The organism is Roseinatronobacter sp. S2 (assembly GCF_029581395.1).
Lineage (GTDB): Bacteria > Pseudomonadota > Alphaproteobacteria > Rhodobacterales > Rhodobacteraceae > Roseinatronobacter.
In genome coordinates, this window is sequence record NZ_CP121113.1 from 1675484 (window position 1) to 1691245 (window position 15762).

General features: G+C 58.9%; 16 protein-coding genes. 14 read left to right on the forward strand and 2 right to left on the reverse strand.

Features of this window, described 5'->3' with window-relative positions:
- Positions 1-86 precede the first annotated feature (86 nt).
- From yajC to P8S53_RS08000, 10 genes are all read left to right on the forward strand, one after another.
- Complete coding sequence (yajC, locus tag P8S53_RS07955) at positions 87-410, forward strand: preprotein translocase subunit YajC (RefSeq protein WP_277806604.1); 324 nt, start codon at positions 87-89, stop codon at positions 408-410.
- A 146-nt stretch (positions 411-556) separates the two neighbouring features.
- Positions 557-2224, forward strand: a complete 1668-nt coding sequence (gene secD, locus P8S53_RS07960; RefSeq protein WP_277806605.1) for a protein translocase subunit SecD — start codon at positions 557-559, stop codon at positions 2222-2224.
- 13 nt (positions 2225-2237) lie between these two features.
- A complete protein-coding gene (gene secF, locus P8S53_RS07965) occupies positions 2238-3209 on the forward strand; it encodes a protein translocase subunit SecF (RefSeq protein WP_277806606.1) in 972 nt (323 codons plus the stop codon).
- Between the two features lies 1 nt (position 3210).
- Positions 3211-3567, forward strand: coding sequence for an Mth938-like domain-containing protein (locus P8S53_RS07970; RefSeq protein ID WP_277806607.1), 357 nt, complete (start codon positions 3211-3213; stop codon positions 3565-3567).
- 66 nt (positions 3568-3633) lie between these two features.
- A complete protein-coding gene (gene ccmA / locus P8S53_RS07975; protein ID WP_277806608.1) occupies positions 3634-4257 on the forward strand; it encodes a heme ABC exporter ATP-binding protein CcmA in 624 nt (207 codons plus the stop codon).
- Positions 4254-4910, forward strand: coding sequence for a heme exporter protein CcmB (ccmB, locus tag P8S53_RS07980; protein ID WP_277806609.1), 657 nt, complete (start codon positions 4254-4256; stop codon positions 4908-4910). The genes ccmA and ccmB overlap by 4 nt, the downstream gene beginning before the upstream one ends.
- Before the next feature lie 52 nt (positions 4911-4962).
- Positions 4963-5694, forward strand: a complete 732-nt coding sequence (locus P8S53_RS07985) for a heme ABC transporter permease (RefSeq protein WP_277806610.1) — start codon at positions 4963-4965, stop codon at positions 5692-5694.
- A complete protein-coding gene (gene ccmD, locus P8S53_RS07990) occupies positions 5694-5849 on the forward strand; it encodes a heme exporter protein CcmD (RefSeq protein WP_277806611.1) in 156 nt (51 codons plus the stop codon). Before P8S53_RS07985 ends, ccmD begins: the two co-directional genes overlap by 1 nt.
- On the forward strand, positions 5842-6378 hold the full coding sequence (locus P8S53_RS07995; RefSeq protein ID WP_277806612.1) for a DsbE family thiol:disulfide interchange protein: 537 nt from the start codon (positions 5842-5844) through the stop codon (positions 6376-6378). Before ccmD ends, P8S53_RS07995 begins: the two co-directional genes overlap by 8 nt.
- Positions 6375-6776, forward strand: a complete 402-nt coding sequence (locus P8S53_RS08000) for a GNAT family N-acetyltransferase (RefSeq protein ID WP_277806613.1) — start codon at positions 6375-6377, stop codon at positions 6774-6776. The genes P8S53_RS07995 and P8S53_RS08000 overlap by 4 nt, the downstream gene beginning before the upstream one ends.
- Here P8S53_RS08000 and P8S53_RS08005 read toward each other — a convergent pair whose 3' ends face one another.
- Together P8S53_RS08005 and acnA are read right to left on the reverse strand one after the other, a co-directional pair.
- Positions 6777-7172 (reverse strand): hypothetical protein, encoded by a 396-nt coding sequence (locus P8S53_RS08005; RefSeq protein ID WP_277806614.1) that lies wholly within the window; start codon positions 7170-7172, stop codon positions 6777-6779.
- A gap of 138 nt (positions 7173-7310) precedes the next feature.
- Positions 7311-10061 carry an aconitate hydratase AcnA gene (gene acnA, locus P8S53_RS08010; RefSeq protein WP_277806615.1) on the reverse strand — a complete coding sequence of 917 codons (2751 nt, stop codon included), beginning with the start codon at positions 10059-10061 and terminating at the stop codon, positions 7311-7313.
- A 242-nt stretch (positions 10062-10303) separates the two neighbouring features.
- Here acnA and P8S53_RS08015 point away from each other — a divergent pair, with 242 nt between their 5' ends.
- The 4 genes from P8S53_RS08015 (at position 10304) to P8S53_RS08030 (ending at position 15663) form a co-directional block, all read left to right on the forward strand.
- On the forward strand, positions 10304-11026 hold the full coding sequence (locus tag P8S53_RS08015) for a thioredoxin family protein (protein ID WP_277806616.1): 723 nt from the start codon (positions 10304-10306) through the stop codon (positions 11024-11026).
- Between the two features lie 226 nt (positions 11027-11252).
- Entirely contained in the window at positions 11253-12386 is a 1134-nt protein-coding gene (locus P8S53_RS08020) for an LptF/LptG family permease (protein ID WP_277806617.1), read from the forward strand.
- Positions 12383-13477, forward strand: coding sequence for an LPS export ABC transporter permease LptG (lptG, locus tag P8S53_RS08025; protein WP_277806618.1), 1095 nt, complete (start codon positions 12383-12385; stop codon positions 13475-13477). The genes P8S53_RS08020 and lptG overlap by 4 nt, the downstream gene beginning before the upstream one ends.
- Positions 13477-15663, forward strand: coding sequence for an LPS-assembly protein LptD (locus P8S53_RS08030; RefSeq protein WP_277806619.1), 2187 nt, complete (start codon positions 13477-13479; stop codon positions 15661-15663). The genes lptG and P8S53_RS08030 overlap by 1 nt, the downstream gene beginning before the upstream one ends.
- Positions 15664-15762: the final 99 nt, after the last annotated feature.

The following is a 15762-nucleotide window of genomic DNA, read 5'->3' on the forward strand; positions in this document are numbered from 1 at the left end:
GTGCGCGCCAATTCCGCCCCTGCGCATGCGCTGTGGGGGCGGGCAATATGCCCGCCTGTCGGGTGCCACAGCCGTAAGGAGCTTTCATGTTCGTCACCCCTGCCTATGCGCAAGATGCCGGTGCCGCCGGTGGTCTGATTTCGATCATCCCGTTTGTCCTGATCTTCGTGATCATGTATTTCCTGCTGATCCGTCCGCAGCAGAAAAAAATGAAAGACCACAGAGCCATGGTCGAGGCGCTGCGCCGTGGCGATCAGGTCGTGACGCAGGGCGGGCTGATCGGCAAGGTCACCAAGGTCAAGGAAGATGGCGAGCTGGAAGTCGAGATTGCCGAAGGTGTGAAAGTGCGCGTGGTCAAGCAAACCATCGCGACCGTCATGTCCAAGACCGAACCGGCGACAAAAGAATAAATCCGCTGCGCTGCGATGCGGCCTTGTCATCACATCCCAAGGATGACAGGGCGCATTCGAAGATAACACCATGTCAGGGCATTGAAATACCGCATCCGAACACAAAGATGCCCTGAACACACAGACACTACAGGGACCACGCGCCAATGTTGCAAATACCGATGTGGAAACGCATCCTGATCTGGTCGACCTGCGCGCTTGCGCTTCTGTTTGCCATGCCGAACCTGTTCTATGACCGGGTGGAACGGCACAATGACGCTGTCATTGAGCTGGCAACAGGCCAAAGCAATGCCGCGCTGGAAGCTGACAAAGGTGCCTGGCCCGGTTTTCTGCCCGGCTTTCTGGTCAATCTGGGTCTTGATCTGCGCGGCGGCGCGCATCTTCTGGCTGAAGTGCGCGTGTCTGATGTTTACGCAGACCGCATCGATGGCATGTGGCCCGCAGTGCGGGACCGTCTGGCGTCGGAACGCGCCAGCGTGGGCGCGGTGCGGCGTATGCCCTCCGATGATGCGGGTGAATTGCGAGTGCGTATCGCCAACACCGACGCCATAGATCAGGCGGCAAGCTATGTGCGCGAACTTGCGCAACCGACCGAATCGATCAGCGGGTTCGGGGCCGCGCGCGACCTTGATGTGCGCGTCGAAGGCGAAGAAATCGTTGTCACATTGTCCGACGCGGAACGCGCCGCAACGGATGAACGCACGATGCGGCTGTCGCTGGAAATCATCCGCCGCCGCGTGGACGAGGCAGGCACGCGCGAACCCACGATCCAGCGTCAGGGGGCCGACCGCATCTTGATTCAGGTGCCGGGCATTGGATCGGCCGAAGAATTGAAAGCGCTTATCGGGACCACCGCGCGGCTGACATTTCACGCAGTGGTCCGTGTCACATCCGACCCTGACGAAGTGCCGGGTCCGCGCAATCTGTTATATCCGTCCATGGATGAACCGGGCACCTATTATATTGTAGAGCAGACCCCCGTTGTCACTGGCGACCAACTGGTGGATGCACAGCCCGGCATGGACCAGAACAACCGGCCCGCCGTCAATTTCCGGTTCAATCCGGCGGGCGGGCGTGCCTTTGGCCTGTATACGGCCGAAAATATAGGCAACCCGTTTGCGATTGTTCTGGACGGCGAAGTGGTGTCCGCCCCTGTCATCCAAAGCCATATCGCGGGCGGGTCGGGTATTATCACCGGCCGCTTCACGGTGGACGAAACCAGCCGTCTTGCCGTGTTGTTGCGGTCAGGTGCGTTGCCTGCGGAAATGGATTTTCTGGAAGAACGCACCGTCGGCCCCGAACTGGGGCAGGACAGTATTGATGCAGGCAAGATTGCCGCGATTGTTGCCATGATCGCGGTTCTGGGCTTCATGCTGGCCAGCTATGGCATATTCGGGATCATTGCCAATATTGCATTGTTTCTGAATGTGTCGATGATCTTCGCGCTGTTGTCGCTGATCGGGGCCACGCTGACCTTGCCCGGTATTGCAGGCATCGTGCTGACCATTGGTATGGCGGTTGATGCAACCGTGCTGATTTTCGAGCGGATACGCGAGGAAATGCGCACCGCCAAAGGGCCTGCGCGCGCGATTGAGCTGGGCTATGAGAAAGCACTGTCAGCCATTCTGGATGCCAATATCACCACCTTCATCACAGCGCTTATCCTGTTTGCGATGGGGTCGGGGCCTGTGCGGGGGTTTGCGGTGACACTGGGCCTGGGTATTCTGACATCCGTATTTACGGCCCTTATGGTCACCCGCCTGATGATGGTCATCTATTTTGAACGTCGTCGCCCGAAAACTCTGGCCATCTGAAGGAACACACGCAATGCGATTGAAACTTGTTCCACAGGACACAAGCATAGACTTCTTCCGCTATTGGAAGGGCACATTTGGCGCATCCGCTGTGGCGATGGTGCTGTCGATCATTGCCTTTCTGGTGATGGGGCTGAATTTCGGCATCGATTTCCGGGGTGGCACATCCATCCGGACCGAAGCGCAGGCCCCTGTTGATATCGCGGCCTATCGCGGTGCGATTGCGGAACTGGGGTTTGGGGATGTTGCCATCACCGAAGTGTTTGACCCCGCCTTCGCGTCGGACCGCAATGTTGCGAGTGTCCGCATTCAGGCGCAGGAAGGGGTCGAGGCAATCACGCCGGAACAAATTGGGGCCGTGCGCGATGCGTTGCAAGCGCTCGACCCGACACTGACATTCGCCGCGGTGGATTCCGTCGGTCCGAAAGTGTCGGGCGAACTGATCCAGTCGGCGGTGATTTCGGTCGTTCTGGCGCTTGCGGCGGTGTTGTTCTACATCTGGCTGCGGTTTGAATGGCAGTTCTCGGTCGGGGCTGTCGCAGCACTTGTGCATGATGTGGTGCTGACCATCGGGGTATTCAGTGTCTTGCAGATCAGGTTTGATCTGGCGATCATTGCGGCATTGCTGACGATTGTGGGGTATTCGCTGAACGATACAGTGGTCGTGTTCGACCGCGTGCGCGAGAACCTGATCAAGTTCAAGAAACGCCCGATAAAGGAAGTTCTGAACCTGTCGATCAATGATACATTGTCGCGCACGGTCATGACCTCTGTGACAACATTGCTGGCGTTGCTGGCATTGTTCGTTCTGGGTGGCGATGTGATCCGCGGGTTCGTGTTTGCCATGATCTGGGGTGTGATCGTGGGCACCTATTCATCGGTCTTCGTTGCCTCGGCGGTGCTGCTGCGGCTGGGGGTCAAGCGCGACTGGTCAAAGAATTCGGGCGACACATCCGGCACGCAATTCGGCGTCAAGGAGGGGTGAGATGCGCCTGACCGAAGTTGATTTCGGCGCTGCGAAACCTGTTGACGGGTATGGGCCGGATTTCTTTCGTATCGCGGGCATCGCGCATCCCGCGCCGCTGGTCGTTGCGGGCGGGGATGTGCAGCCCTGGGGCGGGTATGATGATCATGATGCCCTGCTGGACCTGGCGGGGCAGGTGGATGTGCTGTTCATTGGCACGGGCGGCGCAATCGCACATATCCCGTCCGCCCTGCGCGAGGCGCTGGAAGCGGCAGGTCTTGGGGTCGAGATCATGGACAGCCCGGCTGCGTGCCGCACATATAATGTTGTGCTGTCCGAACAGCGGCGCGTGGCTGTCGCGCTGCTGCCGGTCGGATAGGGCGTATTTGAGTATTTTTTGCAAGATGAAGTGCTGTTGCGGCACTTTGTCACAAAGGGGCGCATCTTGGGTCTGAGTGTCACGAACCTTGCTTGTGCGCGTGGCGGGCTTCCTTTGCTGGAAGGGGTCGGGTTTTCGCTGGAGGCCGGTCAGGCGCTGGTTTTGCGCGGGCCCAACGGCTGCGGCAAGACCACGCTTTTGCGCACCATCGCAGGGCTGCAACCCGCACGGGCGGGCGACATTACCTGCCCGCCTGATTCCATTGCCTATGCCGCACATGCCGACGGGTTGAAGACCACCCTGAGCGTGGCGGAAAACCTGTCATTCTGGGCGGCGATCTATGGCACAAAAGGCGTCGGGGATGCGCTGGACAAGATGAACCTGCGCCCGCTTGCGGGCCGTGCGGCGCAAAACCTGTCGGCTGGGCAAAAGCGGCGTCTGGGACTGGCGCGGCTTATGGTCACAGGGCGCCCCATATGGGTGCTGGATGAACCGACCGTGTCGCTGGACACGGTTTCGGTTGCGTTGTTTGCAGATGTCATGCGCGCCCATCTGGCGGGCGGCGGAATGGCATTGATTGCCACGCATATCGACCTTGGCCTGCCAGAGGTTGGCGTTCTGGATCTGACGCCGTTCAAGGCCAGTCTGGACAGCACCGGCAGCGGGCATTTCGACGAGGCATTCTTGTGATTGCGCTTCTGGTCCGCGATCTGCGGCTGGCGTTTCGCGCAGGCGGCGGCTTTGGTCTGGGGCTGGCGTTTTTCCTGATCATGGCGGTTCTGGTCCCGCTTGGTGTGGGGCCAGAGCCGGACATACTGGCGCGTATTGCGCCCGGTATTTTGTGGGTGGGGGCGCTTCTGGCGTGTTTGCTGTCGCTGGACCGCATATTTGCGCTGGATTTTGAGGATGGCTCGCTTGATTTGCTGGCGACTGCGCCGGTGCCGATGGAAGGGGTTGTGTCCATCAAGGCGCTGGCGCACTGGCTGACAACGGGCCTGCCGCTGGTGCTGGTATCGCCGGTGCTGGGGTTGCTGCTGTATCTGCCGCCGCAAGCCTATATCTGGCTGGTTGTGTCGCTGGCCCTTGGCACACCGGCGCTGTCCGTGATCGGCACATTCGGCGCGGCCTTGACGGTGGGGTTGAAGCGCGGCGGCTTGTTATTGTCACTGCTGGTGTTGCCGCTATATATTCCGACACTGGTTTTCGGGGCCGAAGTGGTGGCGCGCGGGGCGCAGGGGCTGGAGGTGGCGACACCGGTTGCGCTGTTGGCGGGCATCACTGCAGGGGCTGTGGCATTATTGCCCTTTGCATCTGCCCTTGTGATACGGATAAACCTTCGGTGAGGGCCGCTGCGACAGGCTTGAGAGCGACCCCAACTGAGGATAGGTGAGCACAATGGCATCGCTTTGGGAATATGCAAACCCGCTGAAATTTATGCGCACCACGGATTGGCTGTTGCCGGTTGTGGCGGTTGCGGCTGTCGTGATGACCGCAACGGGGTTGATCTGGGGGTTCTTTTTCACGCCTGACGATTTTCGCCAGGGGTCGACTGTCAAGATCGTGTTCATCCATGTGCCTGCCGCGATGATGGCGATCAATGCCTGGGTCATGATGCTGGTGGCATCATTGGTGTGGTTGATCCGCAGGCACCATGTCAGTGCATTGGCGGCCAAGGCAGCTGCGCCCATCGGGCTGACGATGACCTTTATCGGATTGTTTACCGGTGCGGTCTGGGGCCAGCCGATGTGGGGGACATGGTGGGCATGGGACCCGCGGCTTACATCTTTCCTGATCCTGTTTCTGTTCTATCTGGGATATATCGCGCTGTGGTCGGCGATTGATGACCCTGACACCGGCGCGGACCTGACGGCAGTATTGTGCCTTGTCGGGTCGGTCTTTGCGGTTCTGTCGCGCTACGCGGCGCTGTTCTGGAATCAGGGCCTGCATCAGGGCGCGTCCTTGTCGGTGGCACCGGGCACGCGCATGGACTGGGCCTATAAGGCGCCGCTATATGTCAGTATGGTGGGCTTTGGCCTGATATTCGTGGCGCTGGTTCTGGCGGGCACGCGCACCGAAATTCGCGCACGCCGCATGAAGGCGCTTGTGGCGCGTGAAAGGATGGTCTGATGCCCGATCTTGGACGCTATGCGATGGAAGTGTCGCTGGCCTATCTGGCCTCTCTGGGGCTGATTGGCGGGTTGGCATTATGGTATTGGCTGCGCGGGCGCGCTGTGCGCCAGCAGTTGAACGAGGTTGAAAACCGAAAGGTCGGAAATGGGTAAATTCAGACCGTTAATGTTCCTGCCACCTGTGCTGTTTCTGGCGCTGGCGGCGTTGTTCTGGTTCGGGAATATGCGCGATGACCGCGAAGCATTGCCATCTGCGCGCGAAGGGCAACAAGCCCCCGGTGTGATGCTGACACAGCTGGGCGAATTGCCCCTGTTCGACAATGACACGCTGCGCGATGGTGAGGTAAAGCTGGTCAATTACTGGGCATCATGGTGCGCACCTTGCCGCGCAGAACACCCTTTGCTGGAAGAACTGGCAGAAGAATTGCCGGTCTATGGCATCAACTACCGTGATCAGGCCGACCGCGCACTGGATTTTCTGGATGAGCTGGGCAATCCGTTTGCTGCCAGCGGTCAGGATTCCACAGGGCGCATGGCGCTGGACTGGGGCCTGTATGGGGTGCCGGAAACCTATGTTGTGGCTGGTGACGGGACCATCATCCTGCGTTTTGCGGGGCCGATCACGCGCGATGTGGTCGCCAACCGTATCAGGCCCGCGATCGAACGGGCGCAGGCGCATTGAGTATTGTATATACCCATGAGCCGGATCTGAGCGTGGCTGAATTTGCGCGCGTTTTACACGCATCCGGTCTGGCGGAACGCAGGCCTTCGGACCTCGCGCGGCTTGACGCAATGCTGCGCGGTGCGCAGGTGATTGTGACGGCCCGTGACGGGGAACATCTGATCGGGGTGGCACGGTCTATCACGGACTGGGCGTATTGTTTGTATTGCTCTGATCTGTGTGTGGATAACGCATATCAGGGCAGGGGGATTGGCAAGGCATTGTTGGCGCAAACCGCGCAGGCCGCACCTGATGTCAAAACCTGCCTGCTGCTATCCGCACCGGCTGCGATATCCTTCTATGATGCCGCAGGGTTCCGGCGCCATGAGGGTGCATTTGTTTTCGCGCAGCGCGGATAATTATTCCCGCACGATGAACGAGATGACCTCGCGCGTTGGTCCTTCGGTCAAAACCAGTTCCCACCGGCCCGGGCGTGTCATCTGACCGGACGCAGACCACGCACCTGCGCTGTCTGTGCCGGTGTCCAGCATGATGGCAGTACCACCCGTGGGACGCAGCTGCGCCTGGGGGTCTTGCGTTTCCGCATGCTCCACAGTCAGATCAACGCGGTATCCCCCGTCAATGGCCACAGCCGTCCTGATCTGTGGCTGTATATCGACGGAATGCAGTAAAAGCGTCTGGTTGGCCCCGACGATGGGCAGGGGGTCGCGCACGAAGAATGTGACCGAAGCCATAACTATGATGAAGCCCAGCACGAGTGCCAGAATGGACAGGGCAATAACGCGGGTCGACATATGGCGCATCTCTTTTTCGGGGGATGATGATGCTGACTAATGCGCGCGGGCGGTGGCGTCAACCGACGGTGCCGTGACAAAAAAGACCCCGGCATGATGGCCGGGGTCTTTGGGATTTTGGCTTCAAAGCAGGCCTGTTCAGGCTGATTTAGCCAGATCGCGCAGCACATAATGCAGCACGCCACCATGTTCGACATATTCCTTTTCGATGCCGGTATCGATGCGGCATTTCAAGGTGATGACCTTTTGCGTGCCATCTTCATAGGTGATGGTGCAAGGCACTTCGGAAAGGGGTTTAAGATCCCCTTCCAACCCGCTGATCGAAATGGTTTCCATACCCGTCAGACCAAGGGACTTGCGGTTGTCATCACCGGTAAATTCAAACGGAATAACACCCATGCCCACAAGGTTGGAACGGTGGATACGTTCAAAGGATTGCGCGATCACAGCCTTGACGCCCAACAGGTTCGTGCCCTTGGCCGCCCAGTCACGGCTGGAGCCTGCGCCATATTCCACACCACCAATCACCACCAGCGGCGTGCCTTGGTCCTGATAGGCCATGGAGGCATCATAGATAGATGTCTGCTGCCCGTCAGGTCCGTTGGTATAGCCGCCTTCGACGGCATCCAGCATTTCGTTCTTGATGCGGATATTGGCGAAGGTGCCGCGCATCATGACTTCATGGTTGCCACGGCGCGACCCGTAGGAATTGAATTCACGCACGGGAACCTGACGTTCGGTCAGATATTTGCCAGCAGGTGTTTCCGCCTTGAAGCTGCCTGCGGGGCTGATGTGGTCGGTGGTGATCATGTCACCCAGAACGGCCAGAATGCGCGCATCTTTCAGGTCGGAAATGGTGCCGGCTTCGGCCCCCATGTCGCGGAAGTAGGGCGGGTTCTGGATATAGGTCGAGGATGCGGGCCAGTCATAGGTTTCCGAATCCGTGGTTTCCACAGCCTGCCATTTTTCATCGCCTTTGAAGACGTCGGCATATTTCGACGTGAAGGCGTTGCGTGTCACTGTGCGTTCGACAAGTTCGGCAATTTCCTTCTGGCTGGGCCAGATGTCTTTCAGGTAGACATCCTTGCCATCGGGTGTTTGCGCGATCGGGTCTTTGGTGATGTCAATATTCATGTCACCGGCCAGCGCATAGGCCACAACCAGCGGCGGGCTGGCCAGATAGTTGGCGCGCACATCGGGGCTGATGCGCCCTTCAAAGTTGCGGTTGCCCGACAGAACCGATGTTGCAATCAGGTCATTGTCACTGATCGCCTTGGAGATTTCTTCCTGCAACGGGCCGGAATTGCCGATGCAGGTGGTGCAGCCATAGCCCACAAGGTTGAAGCCGATGGCGTCCAGATCCTCTTGCAACTCTGCCGCTTCCAGATAGGCGGACACGACTTGCGATCCGGGCGCGAGCGAGGTTTTCACCCATGGCTTGCGTGTCAGACCCAGCGCACGCGCTTTGCGCGCCACCAGACCGGCCCCGATCATGACATATGGGTTCGACGTGTTGGTGCATGATGTGATGGACGCAATCACGACAGAGCCGTCGTGGATCGTATACTCCTCGCCATCGACCTTGGCGGTTTTGCGCGGGTCCACCGGCGCGGTCGGGGCAGGGCCTTCGTCTGCCATTCCGACAGCGTCCGCAGAGGTTGAAGTGCCACGGTATTCGGACACGACATCAAGGAATTTCTGTGCAGCCTGATCCAGCGCAGTATGGTCCTGCGGGCGTTTCGGTCCCGAAATTGCTGGAACAACCGTTCCCATATCCAGTTCCAGCGTGTCGGTATAGATGGGTGCGTAATCCGCCCCGCGCCAGAAACCGTTTTCTTTTGCATAGGCTTCGACCAGCGCCACGCGGTCCTTGTCGCGGCCGGTCTGTTCCAGATAGCGCAGCGTTTCCTGATCAATCGGGAAGAAGCCGCAGGTTGCGCCATATTCGGGGGCCATATTGGCAATGGTCGCGCGGTCGGCCAGGGGCAGGTGATCCAGCCCTTCGCCATAGAATTCGACGAATTTGCCAACCACACCCTTGGCGCGCAGCAGTTGCACAACTTTCAGCACCAGATCGGTGGCAGTCGTGCCTTCGGTCATGGCGCCGGTCAGTTTGAAACCCACCACTTCAGGGATCAGCATCGACACGGGCTGGCCCAGCATAGCAGCTTCAGCTTCAATACCGCCAACGCCCCAGCCCAGCACCGCCAGACCATTGACCATGGTGGTGTGACTGTCCGTGCCGACCAGCGTGTCAGGATATGCCACGGTTTCGCCATTCTGATCTTCATCCGTCCAGACGGTCTGGGCCAGATATTCCAGATTGACCTGATGGCAAATGCCGGTGCCCGGTGGCACAACGCGGAAATTGTTGAACGCTTTCTGACCCCATTTCAGGAAGGTATAGCGTTCGATATTGCGTTCATATTCGCGGTCTACATTCATCTGGAACGCGCGCGGATTGCCGAATTCATCAATCATCACGCTGTGGTCGATCACCAGATCAACAGGGGTCAGCGGGTTGATTTTTTGTGCGTCGCCGCCCAAGGCCTTGATGCCATCCCGCATGGCTGCCAGATCCACCACGGCCGGAACGCCGGTGAAATCCTGCATCAGCACGCGGGCCGGACGATAGGCAATCTCGCGCGGGTTTCTGCCGCCATTTTTGCCCCAGTCGGAGAAGGCCTTAATGTCGTCCAGCGACACGGTCTTGCCATCCTCGAATCGCAGCATGTTTTCCAACACGACTTTCAGGCTGGCGGGCAGTTTCGAGAACTCGCCCAGACCTGCCGCTTCCGCCGCCGGAATTGAATAATATGCAATGGTCTTGCCGCCTGCGCTTAATGTTTTGCGCGCTTTCGCGCTGTCCTGTCCGACGATAATGGTCATAAGGTGGCCTCCCTCTAGGGGTTGAAGGGTTTTGCTACATAAGCATTTGCCCTATCACTGCGGTTCGTTCAAGTGGGAATGCGCGTTTTTGTATACCATTGTGCACAAAAAATGATTTTCGACTGTTGCAGTGTTACCTTAGGGTCATGTTTGTGCTTTCCTCTCAAAACCTTGATTGGCGCGATGTCGTGGACATGGTTAGATCAGCCTTGCTTATGAAACCGGAAGGGAATGATATGCGAATGGCTCCGCGCCCGAAGGAAGCCGCTTTTGCACTGGTCGGGGTGGTCATGGGACTTGCATCCACGGCGCAGGCGCAAACCAATCCTGTTGTCGTGGAACTTTACACATCTCAAGGCTGTGCGGCCTGTCCACCTGCGGATGCAGTGTTGCAGCAACTTGCAGAACGTGATGACGTTATAGCCCTTGGACTGCATGTGGACTACTGGGACTATATCGGATGGGCCGACAGTTTCGGACAGTCCGCGTTCAGTTCCCGCCAGAAGGAATATGCGCGCAACAATGGCCGTGCATCCGTCTATACCCCGCAAATGATTATCAGCGGGCAGGACGAGGTGAAGGGATCTGCCACGATGAAGGTGATGGGGCTTATTCAGGACCATCTGGCCCAGTCATCGGGATCGCAACAGATTGTTGTATCGCTTACCCCGTCCGGCAATGGCCAGATGCGCATTGACGCGCGCTCGCCCTTCCCGCTGAAACCGCCGGCGGATATTCAGATCGTGCGCTACCGCAACACCGCCGAGGTTGAAATCATGGGTGGCGAGAATGAGGGCCGCAAGGTCACCTATCATAACATCGTCACGCAGTGGGACATTGTTGCGCAATGGGACGGACTTGAACCCTTCCGGAAAGATGTCACGCTGGATGGGTCCGGCCCTGTCGTGGTTCTGGTTCAGGAACGCGGGCAGGGGCCTATTCTTGCGGCGGCACGACAACGCTAGGGGGCTGTCCTGCGCGCGTGTGCCGTGCAGATCATGGCGAACGGGCGTTGTGTTGCCGCAAGCGCGCGGCTAAACGCAAGGACGCGTCGCAAATCTGGTAGTGTGGCAAGCCGGAATGCGGGTATTCGCGCAACATCTGCGAGGATGCGCCCGCGCGAATCGCTTTCAATTATGCGACCATAGGCATACTGTCGCTCGCAGTTTCTGGTTCAGGGGTTTGGCACAAGTGCGCAGTATTGACCGATATCTTCTGGTTCAGTTGCTGACGGTCTTTGCCTTTTTCTCGCTTGTGCTGATTTCGGTTTATTGGGTCAATCGTGCCGCACGGTTGTTCGATGCAATCGTGGGGGATGGCCAGAGTTTCTGGATTTTTCTGGAACTTTCCGCGCTGACCCTGCCCAATGTCATTCGTGTGGTCCTGCCCCTGTCTGCATTCGCAGCGGCAGTATATGTCGCCATGCGGATGACGCGCGATAACGAACTGGTGGTGCTGCAAGGCACGGGGTTGTCTTTTGTGCGGATGCTGCTGCCAGTGGCGGTTTTCGGGCTGGTGGCGGCGCTTATGCTGGCTTTCCTGATGCATGTGCTGATGCCGCTGTCGCGGATGCAGCTGGCCGAGCGTCAGGTTCAGATCGCCGAGAATATCACCTCTCGCTTGCTGCGTTCCGGGGAGTTTTTGCAACCTGCCGACGATATTGTGGTTTTCGTGCGGGAAATAACGCCTGAAGGGAAACTGCTTGATGTGTTCTTGTCTGATTCCCGCACCGCAGGCACGCGCGTCGAATATAATGCCAGTTCCGCGTTGCTGGTTCCGGGGGTGCAGGGGCCGGCGCTGGTTTTGCTGGACGGTGTCGCGCTGATCTATCGTGAAGGGCCGGATCGTTTGGGCACGCTAAGTTTTGACGATCTGACATTCGATATAGGTGCGTTGGTCGGGCCAGCGGGGCGGCGCGCGGATGTGCGCGAACTGCCCACCAGCCAGCTGATTTCGCCTGACCCCGAAGAATTAGAGACGTTGGAAATTTCTGTCGCAGAGGTCCGTTTCGAACTGGCCAGCCGTTTTGCACAGCCGTTGCTGGCGGTCATGACATCTCTGATCGGGTTTGTGGCAATCTGTCTGGGACAGTTCAGCCGGTTGGGTGTCTGGCGGCAGGTGTTGGGCGCGATTATCGTGCTGGCCCTGGTTCAGCTGGCCAGCAATGCAGCATCCGGTTTTGCGTTGCGCAATGCAGCACTCGCGTGGCTTGCCTTTCTGCCGGTTGCCCTTGGCAGTGCTGTCGTGGTGGTCATGCTGTGGTGGGCAAGCCGTGCGCGGGGGCGTGGCTGGACGGCGCGCGCGCAAGCCGGGGCTGTAACATGACGCTTGATCTGTATCTTATCCGGCGTTTGCTGGCTGCGTGTGTCATGGTTCTTGGCGTTTTCGTGGGCATGTTGCTGCTTCTGGACATGGTCGAGCAAATGCGCAGGTTCAGCGGGCAATCTGCCGGAATGGTCCAGATTTTGCGATTGTCGGCGCTGAATACACCGGAATCATTATATGAAATCGCACCGCTTGTGCTGATGCTTTCGGCGATGTGGGTTGCGCTGGCATGGTCGCGCAGTTCCGAATTTGTGGTCATCCGGTCTGCGGGGCGGTCGGTGCCGCGGCTGATTGTCGTACCGGCATTGGCATTTTTTGCCTTCAGCATTGTGTTTGTGGCCGTGATGAACCCGCTGGTTGCCAGCACAACGCGCGAATACAGCCGCGCGCAGGCGCAGCTGCGCGGCGATGCCGGAAGTGCGGTGATCATAAGCGGGCAGGATGTCTGGTTGCGGCAGGCCGACAGTCAGGGCCAGACGGTCATATTTTCACCGCGCGCAGAAGACACCGGCACTGTCTTGCACGACGTAACCTTCTTGATATTTGACGCCAATGACGGCTTGTCCGCGCGGTTGCGCGCCGCGCGGGCCGAACTGCAACCCGGTGCTTGGTCGCTGCATCTGGTCAAGCAATGGAACCTGTCGGAAATGAACCCTGAACAGCAGGCAACGCGATCGCTGCGTGTCACGCTGCCGACCGACCTGACGCCGGAACAGATCAGGGACAGCTTTGCACAGGTGCGCACCGTCCCGCTGACCCAGTTGCCGGGATTTATTGCCGCACTGGAACGGGCCGGATTCGCGGCGCTGGAACACCGGATGCGGCTGAACATGGAACTTGCCCTTCCGGTTCTGATGACGGGCATGATGTTACTGGCTTTGGGATTGTGCATTCACCACGCCCGCGCGGGCGGTGCAGGAATTCGGGCCTTGATAACGATTCTGGCTGGATTCACCTTGTTCTTTCTGCGTAACTTTGCACAGGTTTTGGGGGAAACCGGACAGGTGCCTGTCATGCTGGCTGCATGGGGGCCGCCTGTTGCAACATTGCTGCTTGCAGTGGGACTGCTGCTGAATTTGGAGGAAGGCTGATGCCTCGGGCCTGTCCGCAACATGGCCGAAAATTTCGTGCTGTCGCGCGGTCGTGCCTTGCTGCCCTGTTTGTTGCGGGGGGGCTGGTCGTGGCACCGCCCATGCCTGCATTCGCGCAGACCCAAAGTGTTGAACAGGGATTCGCCACATTGGTTGCGGACCGTCTGTTTCTGGATGGTCCAAACCGCCTGATCGCAGAAGGCAATGTTGAGGCTTTGTCAGGCCAGACGCGCTTGCGGGCAAGGCGTATCATTTATGACCGCCAGACTGGTGGTTTGCAGATCGAAGGTCCGCTGACCCTGACCGAAGGCGACAGCGTGGTAATGCTGGCGGACGCCGCAGAAATGCATGACGGGTTTCGGCGCGGGCTGATCCGCTCGGCACGGGTCGTGCTGGAGCAGCAGTTGCAGATTTCCGCCCATCAGGTCGAACGCGTGGACGAGCGCTTCACCCAGATGGATGCCGTCATCGCGTCAGCCTGTGAAATTTGCGCAGAAACGCAGACCCCGCTTTGGGAAGTGCGCGCCACACGGGTGGTGCATGATCAGCAAGAAAAACAGATTTATTTCGAGAATGCCCAGTTTCGCCTGTTCGGCTTGCCGGTGGCGTATCTGCCGCGCCTGCGTGTGCCCGATCCTTCGCTGGAACGGGCAACCGGATGGCTTAGCCCGCAGTTTGTGGTGGATACGGGCCACGGTATTGGTCTGCGCGCGCCCTATTTCATAGTTCTCTCCCAAGATAAGGACCTGACGGTCACACCCTTTTTGGGCACAAAAGGAACGCGCGCGCTGGAACTGCGCTACAGGCAGGCATTCGCCACGGGCATGCTGGAAATGGGCGGGCTGGTTGCGCGCGATTCGATTCGCAGTGGGCGCACACGGGCGATGGGCTACACACGGGGCGAGTTCGCTGTCGGGCGCGGATATGAGTTGTCATTCAATCTGACAAAAGTGTCCGACCGTTCGCTGCTGGATGATTACGACCGCTCTGAATCGCAACTGACATCCGATATCACCCTGGAGCGCGTGCGCCGCGATGAGTATGTCAGAATTCAGGCATTACACTTTCGGTCCTTGCGGCTTGTCGACACCAACCGCACCTTGCCCAATCAGATCGGGCAGGCATTCTATGAACGCCGCTTTGACATGCCGGGTCTTGGTGGCATTGCCGGGCTGCGATTCGAGGTTCACGGGCACCAACGCCGCAGCCCCCTGGCCGCTGATGTGAAATCCGTCGCGCGTTTCAGTGCGGATCTGGATTGGCGGCGTGATGCCGTATTGCCCGCAGGCGTGCTGGGGGCCGTTGGTTTTAACCTTGGGGTGGATCATTTCGACATATCACCGGGCGCGACGGGTTTTGCCCGATCCACCACCCGCGTTGTTCCCAATGTCATGGCAGAGTTGCGCTGGCCGTTGGTGCGGGGCGCTGCGGGCGGGGCAACCCATGTGGTGGAACCCGTGGCACAGGTTATCTGGGGGCGGGACCGTGTCGATGCGCTGCCCAATGACCTTAGCAGCCTGCCGGAACTGGACGAAGGCAACCTGTTCACCCACACCCGGTTTGCCGCGCGCGATCAGCGGGAAATGGGATTGCGCGCCAATCTGGGGCTAAGCTGGACACGGCATGATCCGCAGGGGTGGTCCAGCACATTGATGCTGGGACGTGTCTGGCGCAAGCGCGACCTTGGCCAGTTTTCGCCCGACTCGCCATTGGCGGGGGGGCGGTCGGACTGGCTGCTTGTCAGCTCGCTTGATACCGATCAGGGCCTGACGCTTAGCAACCGCGCCTTGTTCAATTCCGATTTCCGCCTGTCACGCAACGCGCTTGAACTGGACTGGAGCACGCAGGACTATTCCATTTCCACGACTTACATGCATATTCGCGCCGATCCTGCGGAAAACCGCCCGTCCAAAGCGGCGGAATGGTCGCTGGACGGATCGCGTGCGTTGGATGAATACTGGACCGCCAGCGTAAACTGGCGTTATGACATTGCCCGCAATCGTGCGGCACGTCTGGGGGCCGGATTGAGCTTCGAGAACGAGTGCCTGCGCATGGAGATGGAAGTCGAACGCAGATTCGCATCTGCGACATCTTCTAGCGACACGACCAGATTCGGGCTGAATATTGATGTGCTGGGCGTTGGCGGCAATCCGTCGCGGGCGCGGCGAACATGTTCCGGTGGCTGACCACCAAGGAGGGGCGGACTGCAACACTTATGCAATTAGGCCTGAAAAGCGATAGCAGCGCATAGATGACAAAGCTACACTTGTCATGTATGCCAACAC